General features: G+C 43.6%; 18 protein-coding genes. 13 read left to right on the forward strand and 5 right to left on the reverse strand.

Annotation, left to right across the window (positions count from 1 at the left end; all coding sequences use genetic code 11):
• Positions 1-21 precede the first annotated feature (21 nt).
• The gene (locus tag F0232_RS04410) at positions 22-570 is read left to right on the forward strand and encodes a YcbK family protein (protein ID WP_008222012.1); all 549 of its coding nucleotides are present in this window, start codon (positions 22-24) and stop codon (positions 568-570) included.
• Between the two features lie 100 nt (positions 571-670).
• The gene (locus F0232_RS04415; RefSeq protein WP_105057328.1) at positions 671-1,324 is read left to right on the forward strand and encodes an MBL fold metallo-hydrolase; all 654 of its coding nucleotides are present in this window, start codon (positions 671-673) and stop codon (positions 1,322-1,324) included.
• Positions 1,325-1,442: 118 nt separating this feature from the next.
• On the opposite strand, the gene F0232_RS04420 is transcribed toward F0232_RS04415, so the two are convergent.
• The gene (locus F0232_RS04420; RefSeq protein ID WP_105057327.1) at positions 1,443-2,243 is read right to left on the reverse strand and encodes a DUF2982 domain-containing protein; all 801 of its coding nucleotides are present in this window, start codon (positions 2,241-2,243) and stop codon (positions 1,443-1,445) included.
• Positions 2,244-2,463: 220 nt separating this feature from the next.
• Between F0232_RS04420 and F0232_RS04425 the strand changes: the two genes are divergently transcribed.
• The 9 genes from F0232_RS04425 (at position 2,464) to F0232_RS04465 (ending at position 14,377) form a co-directional block, all read left to right on the forward strand.
• Positions 2,464-2,856 carry a hypothetical protein gene (locus F0232_RS04425; RefSeq protein ID WP_004740184.1) on the forward strand — a complete coding sequence of 131 codons (393 nt, stop codon included), beginning with the start codon at positions 2,464-2,466 and terminating at the stop codon, positions 2,854-2,856.
• Positions 2,857-3,364: 508 nt separating this feature from the next.
• Positions 3,365-4,459 (forward strand): TRAP transporter substrate-binding protein, encoded by a 1,095-nt coding sequence (locus F0232_RS04430; protein ID WP_105057326.1) that lies wholly within the window; start codon positions 3,365-3,367, stop codon positions 4,457-4,459.
• Between the two features lie 177 nt (positions 4,460-4,636).
• Positions 4,637-5,167 carry a TRAP transporter small permease subunit gene (locus F0232_RS04435; RefSeq protein ID WP_008224282.1) on the forward strand — a complete coding sequence of 177 codons (531 nt, stop codon included), beginning with the start codon at positions 4,637-4,639 and terminating at the stop codon, positions 5,165-5,167.
• Positions 5,168-5,176: 9 nt separating this feature from the next.
• Positions 5,177-6,460, forward strand: coding sequence for a TRAP transporter large permease subunit (locus F0232_RS04440; RefSeq protein WP_105057325.1), 1,284 nt, complete (start codon positions 5,177-5,179; stop codon positions 6,458-6,460).
• A 104-nt stretch (positions 6,461-6,564) separates the two neighbouring features.
• Positions 6,565-7,920, forward strand: coding sequence for a cache domain-containing protein (locus F0232_RS04445; RefSeq protein ID WP_061032773.1), 1,356 nt, complete (start codon positions 6,565-6,567; stop codon positions 7,918-7,920).
• Positions 7,913-8,551 carry a response regulator transcription factor gene (locus F0232_RS04450; protein WP_061032772.1) on the forward strand — a complete coding sequence of 213 codons (639 nt, stop codon included), beginning with the start codon at positions 7,913-7,915 and terminating at the stop codon, positions 8,549-8,551. The genes F0232_RS04445 and F0232_RS04450 overlap by 8 nt, the downstream gene beginning before the upstream one ends.
• Before the next feature lie 170 nt (positions 8,552-8,721).
• Positions 8,722-10,320, forward strand: coding sequence for a BCCT family transporter (locus tag F0232_RS04455; RefSeq protein ID WP_105057324.1), 1,599 nt, complete (start codon positions 8,722-8,724; stop codon positions 10,318-10,320).
• Positions 10,321-10,576: 256 nt separating this feature from the next.
• On the forward strand, positions 10,577-12,148 hold the full coding sequence (locus F0232_RS04460) for a BCCT family transporter (protein WP_008224276.1): 1,572 nt from the start codon (positions 10,577-10,579) through the stop codon (positions 12,146-12,148).
• A 345-nt stretch (positions 12,149-12,493) separates the two neighbouring features.
• Entirely contained in the window at positions 12,494-14,377 is a 1,884-nt protein-coding gene (locus tag F0232_RS04465; RefSeq protein WP_008224272.1) for a methyl-accepting chemotaxis protein, read from the forward strand.
• Between the two features lie 85 nt (positions 14,378-14,462).
• Here the strand turns inward: F0232_RS04465 and F0232_RS04470 are convergent, their stop codons facing one another.
• The 3 genes from F0232_RS04470 to F0232_RS04480 form a co-directional block, all read right to left on the reverse strand.
• Complete coding sequence (locus F0232_RS04470) at positions 14,463-15,899, reverse strand: hypothetical protein (protein ID WP_105057323.1); 1,437 nt, start codon at positions 15,897-15,899, stop codon at positions 14,463-14,465.
• Between the two features lie 197 nt (positions 15,900-16,096).
• Positions 16,097-16,714 (reverse strand): peroxiredoxin, encoded by a 618-nt coding sequence (locus tag F0232_RS04475; protein WP_061032769.1) that lies wholly within the window; start codon positions 16,712-16,714, stop codon positions 16,097-16,099.
• A gap of 153 nt (positions 16,715-16,867) precedes the next feature.
• The gene (locus F0232_RS04480) at positions 16,868-17,773 is read right to left on the reverse strand and encodes a transcriptional regulator (RefSeq protein ID WP_105057322.1); all 906 of its coding nucleotides are present in this window, start codon (positions 17,771-17,773) and stop codon (positions 16,868-16,870) included.
• A gap of 260 nt (positions 17,774-18,033) precedes the next feature.
• On the opposite strand from F0232_RS04480, the gene F0232_RS04485 reads away from it, so the two are divergent.
• Complete coding sequence (locus F0232_RS04485; protein WP_105057321.1) at positions 18,034-18,324, forward strand: hypothetical protein; 291 nt, start codon at positions 18,034-18,036, stop codon at positions 18,322-18,324.
• Positions 18,325-18,333: 9 nt separating this feature from the next.
• Positions 18,334-19,191, forward strand: a complete 858-nt coding sequence (locus F0232_RS04490) for an EAL domain-containing protein (RefSeq protein WP_105057320.1) — start codon at positions 18,334-18,336, stop codon at positions 19,189-19,191.
• Positions 19,192-19,392: 201 nt separating this feature from the next.
• Here the strand turns inward: F0232_RS04490 and F0232_RS04495 are convergent, their stop codons facing one another.
• Positions 19,393-19,746: a hypothetical protein gene (locus F0232_RS04495; protein WP_239961572.1), complete on the reverse strand. Its 354-nt coding sequence runs from the start codon at positions 19,744-19,746 to the stop codon at positions 19,393-19,395.
• Positions 19,747-19,788 lie beyond the last annotated feature (42 nt).

Raw genomic sequence — 19,788 nt, forward strand, 5'->3', positions numbered from 1 at the left:
TCTAATTGGTTTTCTTGCTGTATGTCTCAAAGTTTATTTTCACGCCGTCAGTTTCTGACTTACGCTGGTGGTACTGCTGTTGTTGCCTCACTTACTCCTTCTATTGCTTTTGCTTCATACCCTGATCAACCAAGAACGATTAGCATGAACAACCTTCATACTGGTGAAAGATTAGAGACCTGTTATTTCGATGGGACTAACTATATTGGTGATGAAATGGCTCGCCTTAGTAAGTTATGTCGAGACTTCCGCCGCAATGAAATCCACCCAATGGATAAGAACCTCTTTGATCAGATCACTCAGATCCAAAATATCTTGGGTATTCAAAAAGAAGTTCAGATCATCTCTGGTTACCGTTCACCGGCGACAAACGAAGCATTACGATCTAAGTCGAGTGGGGTTGCGAAAAAGAGCTACCACATGCTTGGAAAAGCGATCGATTTTCGTATCGATGGTGTTGATTTAAAGGAGCTGAGAGACGTAGCTAAAAGTCTGCAAGCAGGTGGTGTTGGTTATTACGCTCGTAGTAACTTCATCCACATTGATACTGGTCCAGTACGAAGCTGGTAGCTCTAGGCTCTGTGGTGAACTGAAGCGGTAGGCACTTGTCAAAGTAGACATCCAATGTCATAGTTTGCCCAAATTTTAGTTTGCCCTTTAAGGTTTGTATATGTCTCTTAAGTATCAAGTTGTACCTGTTACCTCTTTCGCTCAAAACTGCTCGATTGTGTGGTGTGATGAAACCATGGAAGGCATCGTTGTTGATCCAGGTGGCGACATCCAACAGCTAGCTGCAATCATCGAAGAGCTAGGTGTGAAGGTAGTGAACTTGGTGCTGACTCATGGTCACTTAGATCATGTTGGTGGTACGGTGCCACTTTCAGAGATGTTGAACGTGGAAATTGTTGGCCCACATAAGGCAGACAACTTCTGGCTACAAGGCCTTGAGAATCAAAGCCAAATGTTTGGTTTCCCTCTGTGTAAAGCGTTTGAACCAAATACTTGGTTAGAAGAGGGTGATAAAGTGAGGTTTGGTAACCAAGTTATCGATGTGATTCATACTCCGGGCCACACACCAGGCCACGTGGTACTGTTTAGCGAGCAAGCTCGTTTAGCGTTTGTTGGTGATGTGTTGTTTAACGGTGCAATTGGTCGTACTGACTTCCCGCAAGGCGATTTCAACACGCTTATCACATCAATCAAGACCAAGCTTTGGCCACTAGGCAGCGATGTAACTTTCGTTCCGGGTCACGGACCTGAATCGACATTCGGTCGTGAGCGCGCTTCAAACCCGTTCGTAGCAGATGAGATGCCTCTGTACTAAGTCAGTTATTGAATACCAAAACGATTGAAAATGAAGCTTAGCTTTTCTTCTGAAAGCTAAGCTTTTTTTATTGTTCATCGCGGGTTAGCGTGAACATTCATTTCTATAGCTTTGAATGTTAATTAGAAATACGTTCGGCAGCGGCTAGGTAGCGCCTAGCAAGGCCCACAAACTCTTCCCCACTAATATTTAGGTCATTGGTTGATATAAAAATATCGTAGCCGTGAAAACCTCTTTGATATTTCATTCTGTTAGCGAGCATCGCCTGTAGTCCAGAGTAATCTTTGATGACGGCTTTCTCGTCATTTGACGTTTTAGAGGATTCAGATGCAGCTTGTGTTTGGCTGTTACTAAAATAGCTCTCTTCAGTGTTTTCTGATTCTTTAAATTTGCTTAGCTCTACACAGCCAGCTTCAGTACAGCGAGTGTGATAATGCGAAGAGTCGAGCACCATGTCTTCAAACTTCGATTCTTTCCCTGCTTGTTTGGCACCTAAATACAAAAGTGCGCGCTGGCTGAGCAGTAGTTCGCAGGTGATTTTAGGGCAGATGGAATCCAAGTAGGGTGAGTAATCTTTGACCTTAATACCGATCCAAGGGAGAGGTTGATGCCAGCCATCTTGTTCATAAGTACACAAGCCGATTTTTTGGATATTACTCCATTTTAAAACCCACCCGCCCTTATAAAAATGCTGCTGAAAATGTGTTGGTGTGAGTGTGAACATCACTCTGCTACGCAGCATTAAATAATAACCAGTGGCGAGTAAAGTAATAATGCAAAATGCGCCTACGATCAGTAACTTTGGGTTGTTGCTATAGAGTGCAATGATGAAGCAAATAAAGCCTAAAATAACAGCTAGAATACGGTATGAGCGAGTAAACGAAGGCAAAGAGAAATTTGTTAAATGACGAGTGTCCATAGGCAACACCAAGTTTTCATATTTTTGTCTGGATGGATAACCAGTGTATATGACCCTGAATTGATAAGTCGATGTTTAAATAATAGACGCTAGTAGACAATATCGGTATTTTTCGTCGACTTTCGACGCTTCACTCTACAAATAGCTCCTGTTTTTTGGTATAAATCGCGCTTCAAATTTTCACCACTGCGAAAAGAGCAGTGAACTGGAGAAATATTCAATGAGACTTGCTCATAAGCGTAAGGTGCAGGCTAAACTGCAGAAACGCACTAAAGCGGCTGTAGTTAAAGCAGTGGCAACGCCGAAAAAAGCGAAGCCTGTCGCAGAGAAAGTTGTAGCAGAAAAAACTGTAGCAGCAAAACCAGCGGTAGAGAAAACAGTAGCAGCAACTAAAGAAGTTGCAGTAGCACTGACTCCTAAGCAACAACAAGTTCTAGACATCGTTGTTAGCAATGCTGAAGGCATTAACCCTAAAGGTATCGGCCTAGCAGCTGGTCAAGAAGACGCGAAAGCAGCTTCATGGGCAACAGGCGCATTGAAAAAACTTCTTGAAGAAAACCTAGTAGCGAAAGAGCAGCTAGCAGGTAACAAGGTTATCTACAAAGCTATCTAATCCCACGGGATGATATTCGCTTCGTTAAGTTTTTAAGCCTCGATTATCGAGGCTTTTTTGTATCTGAAAGGTGCTGAATAACTCCTTTACTTTTCCCATTCTAAATATCCTCTTAACTTATTCACGATAACTTCCAATTTTGTTTCTTATCAGCGAGCACTAAAGTAGGGCGGATCAACCGATAAATGCGGATGACTCTCCCTAAAATGCAGCAACGACTAGAGCTTCATCACGAAATGGGAATCAATTGTTAATACGGGTTCATTGTAACTACTTAGGTATTTATCAATACGCATTTTCGGGGTGAATTCTTCAAGTCCTTTAAAATCGTTACCATTCTTTTATCTCCTACGTAGTTCTACTTAATCCTTTGGTCTAATACGTACCTTTACACAAGCTCAGGGTGCGTGCTCTCCCTGATATCTTGTTGCTTCATCGCGGTGCACTCTTAGGTTGAATCATAAAAAATGCTCAAAGAAAGAGTGTTAACCCAACAAAGGACGTGAACATGAGTCTCATTTCTAACTCCCTTACACGAGTTTTTAAAAACGTAGCGGTAACTGCTGCTGCTTGTTTAGCTTTGGTCGCAACCGGTGCAACAGCTGCGGATAAGGTTTATCGTTTGAAACTTGCTGAAACATGGGGACCTAATTTCCCTGTTTTCGGTGATGCAACGAAAAACATGGCAGCGATGGCTGAGAAGATGTCGAATGGTCGACTGCAAATCAGAATCGATTCAGCGAACAAACACAAAGCCCCTCTAGGCGTTTTTGACATGGTTAAGTCTGGTCAATACGACATGGGTCACTCAGGCTCTTACTACTGGAAAGGTAAAGTTCCAAACACTCTTTACTTCACTTCTATGCCTTTCGGTATGACGCCTGCAGAACAATACGCATGGTTCTATCACGGTGGTGGTATGGAGTTGATGGAGCAGGTTTATTCTCCACACAACTTGATGTCATTCCCAGGTGGTAACACCGATATCCAGATGGGTGGTTGGTTTCAGAAAGAGATCAACAGCGTTGAAGATCTACAAGGTCTGAAAATGCGAATCCCAGGCTTTGCAGGCGAGATTCTTGCTGAGCTAGGTGCTAAACCGACCAACATTGCCCCAGGTGAGCTTTACACGTCTCTAGAGCGTCGCACGATTGATGCGCTAGAGTGGGTAGGCCCATCACTGGATTTACGTATGGGTTTCCACAAAATTGCGCCTTACTACTACACAGGTTGGCACGAGCCGGGTTCAGAGCTTCAGTTCCTAGTGAACAAGCGTACATGGAACAAGCTTCCTGAAGATCTACAAGAAATCCTGCGTGTTGCAATGCGTACAGCGGCTTACGACATGTACACACAAGCAACGCATGAAAGTGGTAAGAACTGGGTTTCAATGAAGACCGAGTACCCAGATGTACAAGTAAAAGATTTCCCGCCAGAGGTTATGTCTGCACTGAAAGAAGCGAACGATCGCCTGCTTGCTGAGCACGCTGATAAAGATGCATTGGCAAAAGAGATTCAAGCTTCACAAGCAGCTTACCTAGAGCAAGTACGTTCATGGACGGATATTTCACATAGAGCTTATCTCAATAGCCAAGCGAAATAATCGACGGTTGTTGAACTGAAGTTAAATGAACCCAAAGCTTTTCTTATTGAGTATTTAAGAGTGAATAAGCTGAGGGTTCATTTTAAACATAATAATTAAATGCCCAAGAACCCTTTCTACATCGAACAGCTTGTTACCCCGCTGCACGATGTCTTTTCAAATTCCATGGAGTCGGGAATGCGAAGTCTAATTTATATTGAACGCCTGTTTAATCGTATTGGTGACGCACTGGGATGGCTTTCCAGTATGTTGTTTATTTTACTTATCGCCAACGTCGTCTATGACGTTGTCATGAGATATGCGTTCAACGATGTCTCAATCGCCTTTCAAGAGATGGAATGGCACCTTTTCTCTGCCGTTTTCCTACTAGGTGTGCCATATGCCATCAAAGCAGGTGGCCACGTTCGAGTAGACGTATTCTACGAGCAGCTGAGCTTTAAAGCGCAAGCCATCATTGACCTGCTAGGCACGCTGATCTTTCTACTTCCGTTTTGCCTGCTGGTGGCTTGGTTTGGTATCGATGTAGCCAAAGAGAGCTATGAACTGGGTGAGACCTCAGGCGATCCCGGTGGCTTGCCATATCGATGGATCATCAAAGCCATGATCCCGCTGTCATTCTTCTTGATGGCACTGAGTGGCGTAGGTTTGATCCTGCACTCACTCAACAAGATTTTTAATCCGCACCTTATCCATGCAAATCATAAGTAGAGGCTAAACATGATTGGAATAGTAATGTTTTTTGTAGCCTTGTTTGCACTGTTACTTGGCTTCCCAGTTGCGTTTACCTTTGGTGGTATCGCCTTAATCTTTGGCGTTTGGGCTGAAGGCATAGAGATGTTTGCTTTCATGCCATATCGAATTCAATCGATCATGGAAAATACGGTGTTAATGGCCGTTCCATTATTCGTTTTCATGGGGCTTGTTCTCCAAAAGACCAAGCTTGCTGAGCAGCTACTTGAGTCTATGGGCCGCTTGTTTGGTGGTGTGCGTGGTGGTATCGCGATTTCAACCGTATTAGTAGGTTCACTGCTTGCAGCTTCAACAGGTGTGGTTGGTGCTTCTGTTGTTGCGATGGGGCTTATCTCGTTGCCAGTAATGCTTAAGTACAATTACGACAAAGGCCTAGCGTGCGGCACCATTTGTGCTTCTGGTACCTTAGGTCAAATCATCCCACCATCTATTGTTTTGATTCTACTCGGTGATGTGCTTGGTGTTCCGGTTGGTGACTTGTTTCAAGCGGCGATTTGGCCGGGTGTAATGCTGGTGGGCGCGTACATTGTTTATATTTTGATATACGCAAAACTTCACCCTGAAGCGGCTCAGCCAATTGATCGTGACGATTCAATCAGCCGTAAACAAGAAGTGATTGATGCGCTTAAAGCGACTCTTCCGCCGCTCGCGTTAATCATAGTGGTACTGGGTTCTATCTTTGCGGGCGTGGCGACGCCAACAGAGTCTGCCGCATTAGGTGGAGCGGGTGCGATGATACTTGCACTGCTGTACGGGCAGTTTAGCTGGTCGATGGTGTATGACGCTTCTAAAGAAACCGTAAAAGTAACGGCAATGGTGTTTGCAATCTTGCTGGGTGCGACCGCTTTCTCGATGGCGTTTACCTATACTGGTGGTGACTATCTGGTTGAAGAGTGGATGCTACAGCTTCCTGGTGAGAAGTGGGGCTTCCTGATTATTACTATGTTGGTGATTTTGATTCTGGGTTTCTTCATCGATTTCGTAGAGATCTGTTTCATCATCGTGCCAATCTTAGCGCCGGTTGCTGAGTTAATGGGCATCAACATGACGTGGTTCGCTATCTTGATTGCAATGAATCTACAAACCTCCTTCTTGACGCCACCATTTGGTTTTAGCTTGTTCTACCTAAAAGGTGTGGCACCAAAAGGCGTAACGACCAAAGACATCTACCGAGGTGTTATGCCTTTCATTGTGATTCAGATACTCGTACTTGGGTCACTTCTCGCGTTCCCCGCGTTTTATGGAATGTGAGTGACGCCAAGAATGTGAACGATATGTTTCAACGGCTATCTATAAATTGCTAAAATAAAACGGCTTATTGATGTTCAATAAGCCGTTTTTAGTGAGGAAAAGGAATGCCTCTAAAAGCCAAGCTGATTCTGCTGACGCTACTCCCGCTGCTGCTGGTTACGGCGAGCATTAGTTGGATCTCGTTACACCAGACTAAAACTTTGGGTGATAAAGAGGTCGAGATCTTCAGAGACAGCCTGATCAAGTCCCGTGAAAATGCACTCAAGGACACTGTCGATCTCGCTTTCGACGCTATTGAACACATCTACAACGATCCCGATATTCAAGAAGCCCAAGCTAAAACGGAAGTTCGAGCCATATTGTCTAAACTTAGATATGGCGCAGATGGCTATTTTTTCGCTTATGATCGCCACGGAACCAATCTCGTGCATCCAATACAGCCGGAATTGATCGGCCAGAATTTACTGCAACTTCAAGATGAAGATGGTGATTTCCTGATTGAAGCCTTGTTACGAGAAGCACAAACCGGAGGAGGCTTTCATCAGTACTTGTGGCAAAAGCCTTCGACAGGGGAAGTGGTATCCAAGCTGAGTTATGCCGCCTGGTTGGAACGCTGGGACTGGATGATTGGCACGGGTTTGTACATTGAAGATGTACATCAAGAAGTCGCTTCAATGCAGGCTGCGATCAACAAGAATATTGAAACCACTTTTTTCTCTATCGTGGTGATTTTGAGCGTAACGGTAGCAGTGATCATCGTGCTGACTTTAGCCATCAATATGCACGAACATCGCATTGCGGATAACAACTTGAAAGAGCTGGCTCACAAGACAGTGATGTTTCAAGAGGATGAGAAAAAGCACCTCGCGCGCGAGCTGCATGATGGTATTAACCAATTATTAGTGTCGAGTCGTTGCCATTTGGAGCTGCTTGGTAATAAGTTACAGAGTGAAGAGCTTAAGGCTCACCTCAATAAATCGCAGCACTCACTGATGCGCGCCATTGAGGAAGTGAGGCATATCTCGCACCAGCTGCGTCCAAGTTCATTAGATGATATTGGTCTAGAAGCCGCTTTGTCATCACTGCTTTTAGACTTTAAAGCGCACTCGGGCATTGAGGTTGAAACCCTGTTCGCCACTCAACCGGGGAAGTTAAAGTCAGAGGCGGCGACAACCTTGTATCGAGTGGTTCAGGAGTCGTTAACCAACATAGAGAAACATGCACAAGCGACCAAAGTAACGGTTATCGCGCAGCAAATTGGCAATGTGTTGCAACTGCTTATTCAGGATAACGGTGTCGGTTTTAATACTTACAAAGCGATGGAAAAACGAGGGATCGGTCTGCGAAATATGCGAGAGCGGGTGGAGTTTATCGGTGGCGATTTTGAACTGATGAGCGAGATTGGCTTCGGAACGGAAATTACAGTGTTACTGACACTAGAGGGATTAATGAATGAGTGAAGTTATTCGAGTTGTGATTGCTGACGATCACCAAGTGGTACTGGATGGCTTTATGGCGAGATTGGAACTCGAGCCTGATATTAGCGTGATAGGTACCGCAAGCAATGGCTTAGAGGCAGTCGAGATTGTCAAAGACTTACGCCCGGATGTGGTGTTGATGGATATCAGTATGCCCATTATGAATGGGATTGATGCCACACACCTGATCAAAGAAGAAGACCCGGACGCTAAGGTACTGATGCTGACCATGCATAACAACCGTGAATATATTATGAAGGTGATGCAGTCGGGTGCAGTGGGCTATATGTTGAAGGAGATTTCCGCTGAAAAAATGGTTCAAGCAATCAAAACGGTCAATCAAGGTTCGACGTATTTCTGCGAAAAAGTGACTCAAAACTTGTTCACCCAGCCAATTAATCCGACGCCATCGGTGAAGAATCCACTGAGTCGACGTGAGGAAGCTGTACTGAAATTAGTGGCGAAAGGCGAGAGCAGTAAAGAGGTGGCGAAGGCGCTGAATATTAGCTATCGAACTGTCGAAACCCATCGACAAAACATTAAGCATAAGCTCGACATTCACTCTACTGCAGAGCTTGCCAAGTACGCTGTCAATTGTGGGCTTGTGGATTGATCTTACGCTAAATTACAGTAAATGTGTAATTTAATTACTAAATGTGTAATTAAGGCCTCCATTATGGAGGTTTTTTTAGTATTTTTGCGACAGATTGATATTCTTCCTTTCGAAATTTAAGTGCCGAATGCAATGTTGCAAACCGAGCACTGCAAAGTTAGAGAGGAAACATGGAGTCTGTTAAGGATAGGTATAGTATTGATAATACTGATTATACCGTAGGACAAGATAACGTTCAGAAATGGGGTTTTGATGTACATAACCCTGTATTTGGTATTAGTGCTGGGTCGATCATCATCTTCCTGTTGGCACTTTTGGTGGCAGAGCCAGAGACCGCCAAATCTGCTCTTGATGGTATAAAATGGAAAGTCATCGGTAACTTCGATGGGTTCTTTATGTGGGCAGCCAACATCTTTGTTATTTTCTGTTTTGCCCTCATTGTCTCCCCGTATGGCAAGATACGTATTGGTGGCAATGATGCCAAAGCAGAGCACTCTAACCTTTCTTGGATGTCGATGTTATTCGCTGCAGGAATGGGTATTGGTTTGATGTTCTGGGGTGTTGCAGAGCCAGTCGCTTACTTCACTGGATGGTATGAAACGCCGCTTAGTGTCGAAGCATACTCACCTGAAGCGGCCAAGCTTGCACTGGGTGCAACCATCTATAACTGGGGCTTACACGGCTGGGCTATCTACGCTGTTGTTGCTCTTGCACTCGCTTTCTTTACTTTCAATAAAGGTTTACCTCTTTCAATCCGCTCGATTTTCTACCCGATTCTAGGGGATAGAACTTGGGGTTGGTTTGGTCACATTGTTGATATCGTGGCGGTACTAGCAACGCTGTTTGGTTTAGCAACCTCATTAGGTTTAGGCGCGCAGCAAGCGACAAGTGGCATCAACCATGTGTTTGGTACTGATGGCGGTATTGGCATGCAGTTGGTTGTAATTGCTGTGGTCACTTTTCTGGCAACGATGTCGGTTGTGCGTGGCATCAACGGCGGCGTAAAGGTGCTAAGTAATGTGAATATGTTGGTCGCTTTAGGCTTGCTAATTTTCGTGACGATTGCTGGTGGCATTGCTGGTATTAAAGCTATCCCAACGGCGCTGATGGGTTACGTCGAAAACTTTATTCCTCTAAGTAATCCCCATGGTCGTGGTGATGAAACTTGGATGCAAGGTTGGACGGTATTCTACTGGGCGTGGTGGATGTCTTGGTCACCATTCGTAGGCATGTTTATCGCTCGTATTTCTAAAGGTCGTACGATTCGTGAATTCATCGTCGCGGTACTGTTCATCCCAACGACAGTGATCATTATCTGGATGGCGATTTTTGGCGGCATTGCGATAGACCAAGTTGCGAACAAAGTCGGTGAGATAGGCATGAATGGTCTACAAGATATTACACTTTCGCTGTTCCACACTTACGATGCGCTGCCAATGAGCTCTGTTTTATCTGTGGTGTCGATTGGCTTGATTATGGTGTTCTTTATCACCTCTTCAGACTCGGGTTCACTAGTGATTGATAGTATTACCTCTGGTGGTAAAGTGGATTCACCTGTTCCTCAACGTGTTTTTTGGGCGGTAATTGGTGGTGCGATTGCTGCGGTTCTATTGTGGGTTGGTGGCACAGAATCTATCCAAGCATTGCAAGCCGGTACCGTTTCTATGGCACTTCCATTTGCGTTCATATTATTGCTTATGTGCCTAAGCTTATTACTCGGTTTACGGACAGAAAATCAATTGGTTAAACACCGAAATGCTTTGAGTTGAAAGTAATATTGAATTAAAGGCCGACATGTTCGGCTTTTTTTTCGACATTAATTTGAGTATTTACGTGAATATTGGATGAAAACCAAACGAACCGCTTCAGGTTTACTGAAAACAATAAGTTAACCTGCTAAACTTCAGACATCCAAGTATTTGAATTAATGTGACAACGGCTTGTGCTACTTGGATTGTAGGTTCGAGTTTGTGATTAGGTCACAGGTAAGTAAGGGATATTAGTAGTATTCCGTAGAGAGGGATAATGACTAAAGGTATAGATAAATACAGTATCGACAGTACCGATTACACTGTTGGTCAGGATAACGTCCAAAAATGGGGTTTCGACGTACATAACCCAGTATTTGGCATTAGTGCAGGTTTGATTGCTCTGTTTTTGATTGGTGTTCTGGTTACTGATACTGCATCAGCGAAGGCCGCACTGGATGGCGTTAAAGGGCAAATCATCAATTCATTCGATTGGCTGTTCATCTGGTCAGGCAATATTTTTGTAATCTTCTGCTTAGGCTTGATCGTTTCTCCGTTTGGTAAAATCCGCCTTGGTGGTGTTGATGCAACGGCAGATTACTCGTTCATGTCTTGGTTATCCATGTTGTTCGCAGCAGGTATGGGTATCGGATTGATGTTCTGGAGTGTGGCAGAGCCAGCGGCTTACTACACTGGTTGGTTTGAGACGCCACTTGGCGTAGAGCCGAACACACCAGAGGCGGCAAAACTGGCGCTGGGTGCAACCATGTATCACTGGGGTCTGCACCCTTGGGCTATTTATGGCGTGGTTGCTCTTTCGTTAGCATTCTTCTCTTATAACAAGGGACTTCCGCTTTCGATTCGTTCTATCTTCTACCCAATTTTAGGTGATAGAGCATGGGGCTGGGCTGGTCACGTTGTTGATATTCTAGCGGTACTTGCGACTCTATTTGGTCTGGCGACCTCGCTAGGTCTAGGTGCCCAGCAAGCAGCAAGTGGTATCCAACACGTATTTGGCCTTGAAGCTGGTTTGGGCTTACAAGTTATCGTTATTACGGCTGTAACTTTGCTGGCCGTAGTCTCAGTACTTCGTGGTATAGATGGCGGTGTAAAAGTTATCAGTAACATAAACATGCTGGTAGCGTTCTTACTGCTTATCTTAGTGGCACTAATCGGTTATGCCGTGACACTAGGTTCTATCCCAACAACCCTAATGGCGTACATCGAGAACATCATTCCACTGAGTAACCCTCACGGTCGTGAAGACCAAGCATGGTTGCACGGTTGGACGGTATTCTACTGGGCTTGGTGGATTTCATGGTCACCATTCGTAGGTATGTTCATCGCACGTGTATCTAAAGGTCGTACGGTTCGTGAGTTCATCACAGCGGTTCTGATTGTTCCAACTACTGTAACTATCATTTGGATGTCAGTATTTGGCGGTATGGCGATTGATCAAATCGTAAATAACATCGGCACACTTGGTAGTGAAGGTTTAACCGACGTATCACTGGCGATGTTCCAAATGTTCGATGCGCTACCGTTTGGTACGTTGCTGTCAATCATTGCAGTAGTATTGGTTCTAGTATTCTTTATTACATCGTCTGACTCAGGCTCTCTGGTTATCGACAGCATTACCGCTGGTGGTAAAGTAGACACGCCGGTACCTCAACGTGTTTTCTGGGCGTTCCTTGAAGGTGCGATTGCAGTGGCACTATTGTGGGTTGGTGGTACTGAAGCAGTACAAGCTCTTCAAGCTGGTGCTATCTCGACGGCACTGCCTTTCACCATCATTCTGTTATTGATGTGTGTGAGCTTGCTAATGGGTATGCGTACAGAAAAACGCTAGCTCATAAAGCGTGAATCGACCGTGTTATAAATACAGTCGAACGATAAATAATACGAAGGCAGGTGAGGATACTCACCTGCCTTTTTTCTATCTATTCTCATGCCTATTTCTATCTATTTTCATGGCAGTTTCTATACATACTTCATCGTATCGGAGCTGAAATATTTTGTAATAACCATATCGTTAATAGCGCCTTGAATTTGGCGATATGCCAACTAATTGGCATAAGCTAAGGCTATGGTTTACATAAAAATATATTCCAATATTAAATTGTGAAATCGCTCGAATTTAATACTGATATTGGGTAGTATGCGCGGGATTTCCCACCACTCGTGAAACTTTGACATGAAACTAACACTAAAACAGAAGTTAATAGGTGCGAGCCTATCTGCTGTTGTCGTTATGGCTACAGCACTGACTTGGTTATCAGCAAACCAGTTATTTGAACAGACTCGTAATGGCGTATACCTACGAGCTGAAAGCGTATCAGAAGCAGCATCTGAAGGTATTAAAAACTGGATTGATATTCGTACGGATATCGCTTCAGCATTCAACGACTTTTCACGAGAGGATGATGTTGTTCCTTTCCTTAAGCAAGCTCGTGTAGCGGGTGGCTTTGACGATATCTTTTTAGGTACTCCAGAAGGTGGCATGTACCGTTCACACCCTGAACGTAACCGTGCCGGTTACGACCCTCGTCAACGTCCTTGGTACCAAGAAGCAAACGCTGCAGGTAAGCAAATCATTACTACGGCTTACCAAGATGCAATCACCAAAGCACTTCTAGTAACGATTGCAGAGCCAGTTCGCCACAATGGTCAACTTGTTGGTGTGGTAGGTGCTGACGTACTTATCGACCAATTGGTTAATGACGTTATCAGCCTAGATGTGGGTGACAACGCTCACGCAATGCTAATCGATGCGTCTGACGGCACATTCCTAGCGCACCCAGATTCAGCACTAAGCCTGAAGCCAGTAAGCCAGCTTTCTAATGACATCTCTATGCCTATCATCGAGAACGCAGTGCGTACTGGTAGCATCGAGATCATTAAAGAACGTGGCGCTGAGAAGCTGCTTTACTTCACGAAAGTACCAAACACTAACTGGATCTTCGCGGTTCAGATGGACCGAGCGACTGAAGAAGCAAACCACTCAACACTACTTACTCAGCTTATTATGACGGCTGTAGTGATCACGCTTATCGTGATCGTACTGGTTTCTTGGTTAGTAAGCTTCCTATTCCGTGACCTAAACCGTGTATCTGCAGCACTAGAAGAGATTGCTTCAGGTGAAGGTGACCTTACTCAGCGTCTTGAGCCTAAGAGCGACGACGAAATCGGCCAGCTGGCGCAAAACTTCAACCGTTTCGTGGGCAACATGCACACAATGGTGATCAAGTTAAGTGAAGTGTCTGCTGCATTGGGTAACCAAGCGCGCCAAACAGCATCACAAGCGGAAGAGCGTAGTGCTCGCATCCAGATGCAACAAGACGAAATCAACATGGTTGCAACGGCTGTTAACGAAATGGCAGCGGCAACACAAGAGATCGCGGGTAACGCAGACCACACGGCACAGAATTCATCTGAAGCGGTTGGTGCGTGTGAGCACGGTACTGGTCAAGTAACACAGACTCAAAGCTCAATCCAAAATCTTGCTCAAGAAGTTCAGATTGCGACGAACGTAATCCTAGAACTTGAAGAGCACGGTAATAGCATCAACGCTATCTTGTCTAACATTCAAGGCATCGCTGAACAGACAAACCTACTTGCACTTAACGCAGCGATTGAAGCAGCTCGTGCTGGTGAGCAAGGTCGTGGCTTTGCGGTTGTTGCTGATGAAGTTCGTGTTCTGAGCCAACGTACACACGGTTCAACACAAGAGATTCAACAGACTATCGAATTGCTACAAGGTACAACAGGCAAAGCGGTTAGCATCATGAATGACAGCCGTACTCTGGCTGAAACCAGTGTTGATGACGCAAACTCAGCGGCTGCAAGCCTAACGCAAATTCATGCTGCTGTTGAACGTATCAGCGACATGGCGACACAGATTGCTTCTGCGGCAGAAGAGCAAGCTTCTGTAACGTCTGAGATTACTCGTAACACTGAGGGAATCCGTGACGTGTCTAACGAGCTAGCAGACGAAGCACACCAAGCGGCAGAGCAAGCAGCTCAGCTGTCTGAACTGTCTCACGAGCTAGAGAGCGAAATCAGTCGCTTCAAGCTGTAAGCACTAAAGCGTAAATTTAAAGCCGAATGTGATTATCACATTCGGCTTTTTTGTGCCTCTTAGTTGGAGGCTTAGGAACCGAGAACTAGTTGTTCGGGTAACCTGGGAACTTCGCTTTTAGATTAGCGCGAGTAGGGAAGTATTTCTCCATAAACTTCACCATCGCAGGGGCGTTCTTTTGAAGTTCTGTGAATGTCGCGGAACTTAGCTCTTGAGCGCTGTAGCCTTTGTAGTTTACGTCGTAGTAAGCGTACAGAGAGTACGCTAGGTATTCTTGATCGTATGACTCAGCGTCTAGGTCAGCTTCAACAATCGTCGAGTCTTTTCCATTTGGAAAGTAAGAGCCCGCAAGAATCGCTTTTTCATTCAGCTCATCGAGTTCTTTTTGCATCACACCCCACTTTGATGAAGGTGACTGCACCGCTAAATTCATCAAACCGTAGTCGTGTACAAAGTGAATGATCTCTTCAAACGCAGCGTCTCGTTGATTTGCTAAGCCCGGCTTGTTTTCGCCTGCTGTAGTATCTGTCGTTTCAGTCGCGAATAGATCTTGGAAGCGGTAGTTTTCATCTAAGTAATCGCCCGCACCTCTGTTAGCCCAATCATCATCGTAAAAGAACGCCATCGCAGCTTTGCTGTCGTAGATCGCCTTGGTCACTTCAGCTGGGAAGTTATCAAGGTAGTACTGCATGATCTTCTTAACGTGCGCAACTTTGGCCGTGCCGTCATTCTGTGTTTTGTCTTCGATCAGTAACGGGATCTTGTAACCATGAGCTTCTACGCAACTGCGTTGCTTGATGCCATTGTTAAGCAAGTTGCCTGTTGTGTCTGAAATAACAGAACAATCACTCGTTGGTACACGAGCGAACGTCTCTGAAGCACTTTGAGCAAAGCTTGGAACAAATTGGATAGCGTTACTTAGGGTGTTACCCACGCGAACGTAAAGGTTCATCGGTCTCATCTGGTCGATATTAAACTTGTCGCCAGTGCTATCGATGATGAATTGCTTGTTGATGGTTACGGTGTCGGCTTTTTTCCAAAGAATGATGTTCTTGATGTTGTTTTCGACTTTCGCAACAGCAAGTTTTTCTGGTGTTGTGGTTGAGTTGAAGTTCTCGTAGTAAATATTAAAGTTTTCAACATTATACGTTTTACCAGACGAGCTTGTTGCCGTTACTGTGAACGTAATGTCTGCGTCATTTTGAGTCTTATAGTTGCGCTCTGGGATACCATGAACTTGAGCAAAACTGCCGCTTGATTTTAGATTATTACCGTACTGGGTAATATCAACGTTCACGTTTTTGTCTGCGCCATTTTTAATCGACTTTACGCTGAATTGCAGCGAGAAATTGTTGCCCAAGCTAACAACTGAGCTGGCACTAGATGCGTCAATGACGTTTTTTGAAGCACTGTTATTGTTACTGTTATTGTTACTGTTATTGTTACCGCCACCGCTTCCGCCGCCACATGCAGTAAGCATTGTTGTAACAACAAGAGAAGGAATAATGAGTTTATTTATCATAGAGAACCAAATTATCTGCAAGCAATAAAGCTCGCATGTTACAAGAAATGGTATTTTCTCTTGGTAAGCTTTTGTAAGTTATGTATTGATAGGGCTTACAAATGACCTTTAAGTTATGTATTTGAGCTATCAATTTGCGGGAAGTAAGAAGGGTAATCAAAGTGGGCAAGCCTAACTTGCCCACTGGTTTACTTTGCTTAGAAGTATTTTTTCGCTACCTCAACAGCTTTGTCCAAATCTGGAATCATAGTCAGCTCTGGAACTCGCTGAATATGAACGATTTTGTTGTCTTTATCGACAACGAATGTGCTACGAGCCAGTAAACCAAGTTCGTTGATTTGTGTGCCTGATTCAAAACCAAAAACGTGGTCTTTGGCATCTGAAAGCAAAGTTAGGTTGTCTGTAATACCTTTCTCATTCTTGAATCGATCCAGTGCGAAAGTTGTGTCTGCACTTAGGCCGATGAATTCAATGTTATCTGTCAGTTCAGGGTTTGCTTTTACAAAGTTAGAAAGATCCTGAGCTTGTTGGTTACATACTGGTGTGTCAATCGAAGCCAGTACACTAAAGATACGCACTTTGTCTGTTTTTGCTGTGGTATCGTACGGCTGGTTTTTGTTTGTCATCAATGTTACTGAAGGCAGGTAATCACCAACAGCCAAGCTATTACCGACAAGGTTGAACGTTGTCTCGTAGTATAAAGTCAGCGTATTGTCTTTTCCTGTTGGAGCCGTTTCACTGGTTGTTAAGTAGTCCGCAGCACCTGCCGTTGTGGTTAAAATCAGTGCCGCCAGCGTGATTAACGTTTTTTTCATGTTGAGTCTCTTGAATTATATTAGTTAAGCTCAGTTTCAAGCGGGGCAAACTCTAGCTAAACAACATGGGGTTTGTTCAAACCAACAGATAATGAAAATCACATCGTTCAACTTTATTATAAAATATCAATGACTAATAGAATAAGACCCTATTTAAAGTGAGAGTTTACATAAACTGAGTATCTTAGAAATCTGTATTATTCTAACTTCAGAACTGTCATTTTTTATTTTGTATGAATGCAAGTAGTTATGGGCTTTATTCTTATAAACTATCGAAAAATCGGTCTCAAAAACACCTTCGCCATTTTTAGTTACTGTTATATCAATATGCCTAGCTCTACAGTCCTTATATGAGCTTACTCGGATTATTCCCTCCATACTATCAAGGTCTAACATCCCCGTATGATCAACAAGGTTATATGAGATGTTTTCTGTGGACACCAAACGCTGGGTCATATTTTTGTTGATATTATTTGTGTTATAGCAACCTCTAATGAGTGACAAGGAGGAAATAGCCAGCATTAACATGAATAGCTTTTTAAGATAAACCAGAGTTTCGCGAGGTTTATTCGACGGCTCTTGGTTGTCGATTACTTCGACAGGTACTGAGACTTCGCTTGTTGCTCCATCTATGGCAGCAGCGGCTACTGTGTCGTCCTCCTGGGTTTCGGAAGTTAGACTGGTTTCAGTAGGTGAATGGCTTTCAGTAGGTAGATGGGCTTCTGATGACTCTTCATTGGATATTTTCTCAAGCAAATAGCCAGCTTTACTCACAGTGGTGAGCTTTGTATTTTTAATACCAATCGTTTTGAGCGACTTTCTTAACGTACTGATCGTATTGGTTAGAGATTGATCAGAGACAATAGCACCATTCCAACATTCACTAAAAAGCTCATCTTTACTCACACATCGACCATTATGGTTATGCAAATAGAGTAAAACACGGAATGGTTTTGGCCTTAGTTTGATTAAGGTTTTATTTTCGATATTCATTATCGAACGATCGCTCAGGTTTATATGTAACTCATCATTAATTACAAGTGAATTATCATTAATCATTCTACTTCTCTCAAATTAATTATTTTTATTGTTATTACGCCTAGACCAACTTGTCGTCGATTCTATTTTTTTTCATCGCTTTGGCTATCAAAAATCAAGTTCGTTTGAAAAATGTGTGGAATGTATATTTGGTGTGTTTTTAGTTAGTTTTGAATGATGTGGTTTAGGTTGTGCGCAAGTACGATAGACGCATAATTCACGGATAGAACATCAACAGATATAGGGATTATTAATAAGGTTGTTTGTTTTTGGGAGTGAAGATGAAAGTTGTATCAAAAGAAAGTGTTACACGCGTTTTAGGCAGCATTGAAGAATATAAACAGGTAGCTTGTGTTGAATCCAAAGGCTTAGACGTCATTAGTTTACTGATTCGCTTATGTCACCTTCAGAGCAAGAAGATCTCAGAAGACGATCGCCAAGTTTTAGTGGACCACATCAAAGATTTGATATCCGAAGAGCTAGTCTTTGCCCAAAAAATGGAGCTGGAAGAAGCTGAAGCGATATTAATGGACTCTGTTAGCCCGCTATGCAATCTAGCACAATCCAAGTGAGGCTAACTGATGCTTGAGTGGAACTCTGAACACCGTCGATATGAGATGTCGGTTCTTGGATTTAAAGTGCATAGTGTGTTTCAGTCGATTAATGACGCAGACCAAAATGTGTTTGGCTATGAGGCGATATGCCGAGTAGAGATGCAAGGTGCAAAGGTAAACGTTAAACGCTTCTATAAAATTCTTGAGGACTTCGGTGAGAAGTCTGAGTTTAGATTTAAGTTTTTCTTGAACATTATGCACTTGAGAAACTTTCGGAACTCGAGCATCTACGGTCGTGATCTAAAGCTGTTTCTCAATGTTACCCCATGCTTTTTTAAGTACTTTTCATACGGGAACGACTTAAACAGCTTATATCTCCCGTTAATCAAGGAGGAGCGGGTAGACTTGAGTCAAATCGTCGTCGAAATTGTCGAGGACTATTGCCCTTTAGCTGACATAGAGAGTTTACATCGAGGTACTGAGTACCTCAGAAACATAGGTGTTTCCTTCGCACTGGATGACTTTGGCTCTGGTTGGGCGGGTTATAGCCGCATGGCAGTCGTGAAGCCTGACTACCTCAAAGTGAGCCGTGATATGTTGATTGAGTTTGCTATGAGTGGTTCTCAAGACGACAACCTTTTGGAAGAACTGAACACCATTACGACGATACAAGGTATTAAGGTGATTTTTGAGGGGATTGAGAACGTGGATAACTTACGTTCTGCTGCCCAGTATGGGGCTGATTATTATCAGGGTTACCACATAGATTTCCCTAAATCTTATCCTGTAAACATGCTAGACCAAGGTGTTGCCACGCCAGATGAAAAATTCAGGCTAAACACTTATCTCAATAAGAAAACCAGAATAACGAGTAAAAGCGCTTAACTCACCAAGTGACTGAACCCGCGCTCCAAATAATCAATTTGTCGATTTCCCTTATCTGAACTACTACTCTTCGGTTCACTAACCTCTCGTGTGGGAGGTTAGCTTTTTGGCTAGTGACATCGATATGAGTGAGTTGAATTTGAATTACTTTGGATTGAACGGTTTAGACGCTGGGGAGGGCTATCAGTATTCTAACGAGGATTACAGTTCGTTTTCTGAATTTCTTTCTGGATTACTTTTTGAATTACTTTCTTGGATTAACTGAATCAATCCGCTTTTACTGTAAGTGCAATAGGCATGAAGAAATCTCTCAACCTCTTCAATTTCAACTTGATTCACTCTGCACGATACATACCCTTCCTTCTGATCAACACCAAGCTTAATGTTGTAAAGCTGCTGTTCTCTATCCACAAAAAGACAAGTCCCTTCACTGGTACAAATACTAACGTTGGCATTTTCGTTTGAGTTAATCGAAGACCATAAATCATCAAATGACGCTTTGATCGCATCATAGTCTTTACGTTCCGCTACTTCGTCTCTTGTAAGAGACATCATGCAAATCTCGCTCATAGTTTTCCTCTCTATTTATGCCTTATC

This window comes from Vibrio sp. T3Y01 (assembly GCF_013114525.1).
Classification (GTDB): domain Bacteria; phylum Pseudomonadota; class Gammaproteobacteria; order Enterobacterales; family Vibrionaceae; genus Vibrio; species Vibrio chagasii_B.

Bases quoted from the DNA above. Each gene is read 5' to 3' on its own strand.
- F0232_RS04410 (WP_008222012.1), top strand. From the start codon at position 22: ATGTCTCAAAGTTTATTTTCACGCCGTCAGTTTCTGACTTACGCTGGT.
- F0232_RS04415 (WP_105057328.1), top strand. From the start codon at position 671: ATGTCTCTTAAGTATCAAGTTGTACCTGTTACCTCTTTCGCTCAAAAC.
- F0232_RS04420 (WP_105057327.1), bottom strand. From the start codon at position 2,243: ATGGACACTCGTCATTTAACAAATTTCTCTTTGCCTTCGTTTACTCGC.
- F0232_RS04425 (WP_004740184.1), top strand. From the start codon at position 2,464: ATGAGACTTGCTCATAAGCGTAAGGTGCAGGCTAAACTGCAGAAACGC.
- F0232_RS04430 (WP_105057326.1), top strand. From the start codon at position 3,365: ATGAGTCTCATTTCTAACTCCCTTACACGAGTTTTTAAAAACGTAGCG.
- F0232_RS04435 (WP_008224282.1), top strand. From the start codon at position 4,637: ATGCGAAGTCTAATTTATATTGAACGCCTGTTTAATCGTATTGGTGAC.
- F0232_RS04440 (WP_105057325.1), top strand. From the start codon at position 5,177: ATGATTGGAATAGTAATGTTTTTTGTAGCCTTGTTTGCACTGTTACTT.
- F0232_RS04445 (WP_061032773.1), top strand. From the start codon at position 6,565: ATGCCTCTAAAAGCCAAGCTGATTCTGCTGACGCTACTCCCGCTGCTG.
- F0232_RS04450 (WP_061032772.1), top strand. From the start codon at position 7,913: ATGAGTGAAGTTATTCGAGTTGTGATTGCTGACGATCACCAAGTGGTA.
- F0232_RS04455 (WP_105057324.1), top strand. From the start codon at position 8,722: ATGGAGTCTGTTAAGGATAGGTATAGTATTGATAATACTGATTATACC.
- F0232_RS04460 (WP_008224276.1), top strand. From the start codon at position 10,577: ATGACTAAAGGTATAGATAAATACAGTATCGACAGTACCGATTACACT.
- F0232_RS04465 (WP_008224272.1), top strand. From the start codon at position 12,494: ATGAAACTAACACTAAAACAGAAGTTAATAGGTGCGAGCCTATCTGCT.
- F0232_RS04470 (WP_105057323.1), bottom strand. From the start codon at position 15,899: ATGATAAATAAACTCATTATTCCTTCTCTTGTTGTTACAACAATGCTT.
- F0232_RS04475 (WP_061032769.1), bottom strand. From the start codon at position 16,714: ATGAAAAAAACGTTAATCACGCTGGCGGCACTGATTTTAACCACAACG.
- F0232_RS04480 (WP_105057322.1), bottom strand. From the start codon at position 17,773: ATGATTAATGATAATTCACTTGTAATTAATGATGAGTTACATATAAAC.
- F0232_RS04485 (WP_105057321.1), top strand. From the start codon at position 18,034: ATGAAAGTTGTATCAAAAGAAAGTGTTACACGCGTTTTAGGCAGCATT.
- F0232_RS04490 (WP_105057320.1), top strand. From the start codon at position 18,334: ATGCTTGAGTGGAACTCTGAACACCGTCGATATGAGATGTCGGTTCTT.
- F0232_RS04495 (WP_239961572.1), bottom strand. From the start codon at position 19,746: ATGATGTCTCTTACAAGAGACGAAGTAGCGGAACGTAAAGACTATGAT.